The 1852-nt window shown below is 44.8% G+C and carries 2 protein-coding genes and 1 pseudogene; all 3 read right to left on the minus strand.

Annotation, left to right across the window (positions count from 1 at the left end; genetic code table 11):
- A partial coding sequence (locus AC5KOD_RS02725) for an energy-coupling factor ABC transporter ATP-binding protein (RefSeq protein ID WP_496913005.1) occupies nucleotides 1–625 on the minus strand: 625 nt, incomplete at its 3' end.
- Between the two features lie 93 nt (nucleotides 626–718).
- Nucleotides 719–1465, minus strand: a complete 747-nt coding sequence (locus AC5KOD_RS02730) for an energy-coupling factor transporter transmembrane component T (protein ID WP_496913006.1) — start codon at nucleotides 1463–1465, stop codon at nucleotides 719–721.
- Nucleotides 1455–1852: pseudogene (locus AC5KOD_RS02735) on the minus strand (hypothetical protein); the annotation flags it as partial. The pseudogene AC5KOD_RS02735 and the gene AC5KOD_RS02730, both read right to left, overlap by 11 nt.

Here is a 1852-nt window from a genome sequence, read left to right on the forward strand (position 1 = left end):
GAACCCCTGATCCTTCAAATTCTGGTGAGGTGATGACCGTTTGCCAAGTTCCCCGCTTCACCACTTTTCCTTGATCCATTAACAATAACTCATCAACCCATGGTGCTAATAAATCAACGATCTGCTCAATAATAAAAACCGTCTTGCCTCGTTCCTTTAGTAAGCCAATTAACTGATAGATTTCGCGACTACTGGCAGGGTCAAGCTGAGCGGTGGGCTCATCTAGCACAAAGACGTCGGGATTCATGACATAGGTCGCAGCAAAGGCGACTCTTTGCTGTTGCCCACCTGACAGCTTAAAGGGATGGCGATCACGTAAGTCTTCGAGCTTGAAAAGCTGGATAGTGTCTTCTATTCGCTTCGTCATTTCCTTTGACTCGATTCCTAAATTCTCCAAGCCATAAGCCAGTTCTTCAAAAACCGTTTCCTTAATACCACTTAATTGATTAAATGGATTTTGAAAGACGTAGCCAATTTTCCCGACTAAGCTAGAGATTGATTGATCAAAAAGTGATTGCCCCTCAAAGGTGACCTCACCGACTAACTCCCCTTGATAAAACTGAGGGATGAAGCCGATCAGTAGCTGACTAATGGTGGTCTTACCTGATTCATTGGCACCAATCAATCCATAAATTTTGCCTTCCTCAAAGCCTTCGCTAACCTCGCGTAACGCCCACTTTTGGCTAATCGGATAGCGGTAAGAGACGTTTTTTAAGTTCTATAAAAACCATTTGGTCACCTGCCATCCGCTTACAACTACTAGTACCATCACAGCTAGAAGCTGTAGCCATTTATCATAGGAATGGGGCATTATTTCTCGTATGTGAGACTTTTCGATGGTTGAAAAGCCTCGTGCTTCTAAGGTCAAAGCTCGCTCTTCGGTGGCGACAATCGCACTGACGAGGAGGGTTCCCATAATCGGCAGATAGGCGCGCATCCGACTAAGCAAGTTACCTGTGACGAGCATCCCCCGTGCTTGTTGGGCGACAACGATGCGCGCGGTTTGTTGGCAGAGCTCGGGAATAATCTGAAAGGCCGCCATTACGACATAGGCACTTCTTTTGCTTAAGCCTTGTTTTTCTAGTGCCGACGTCATGTCCTTAATCAAGGTAGTTTCGATGAGTAAAAAACTGCCTAACCCGATCACTAAAATTACACTCGATAGATTCAGTCCGTAAACTAAGCCGAGGCTTTTCAGTACCAATGGTCCGATAAAAATGTCTGCTTCACCTGAGGTAAAAAACAGGCCTTGGATGATGATTAGCAAGATAATGAGTAGACTAAAGCTTTTGATTAGCTTCTTGACTATTGAGCCAAAAACGCCATTTAGTAAACAAATGATTAATAGCATTGCCAGTATAATTAGATTTTTCTCCCAACGACCTAACAGTAGCGCACTAATTATAATTACCGCTAACCAAACTAATTTCGTTATGGGGTACCACTCCACTAGTTTACAATTCATCGGATTGCCCTCTGAAAAAGTAGTGTCCATAGGGAAATTGGACGAGTTTGGTTAGAGGGAGATTTTTCAGCAAGAGGTAGACCATCAGTGAGGTTCCCATCTTGTCAATCATGCCAAATAGTAACCCAGTGGTCATCACGGAGCTCATCATTTGGCGACCACTAGCAAGCAATAAGCCAGTGGCAATACTTGTGCCAGTACCAGTGACACCGCCAAAGAGATAGACAACAATCGGCGCGGAGATAATCACTGAAACCACGGCAAGTATACTGCCGACAATCAGACTACCACCCCAGTTTCGGTAAAATCCGAGACGACTTGCGAGGCTTGCGACTAGGGCAATCCCAATGGCTGAAAGAACAAAAGGAAAAGCCTGTGGGCGGAGTA

Source organism: Vagococcus sp. WN80Y (assembly GCF_059621045.1).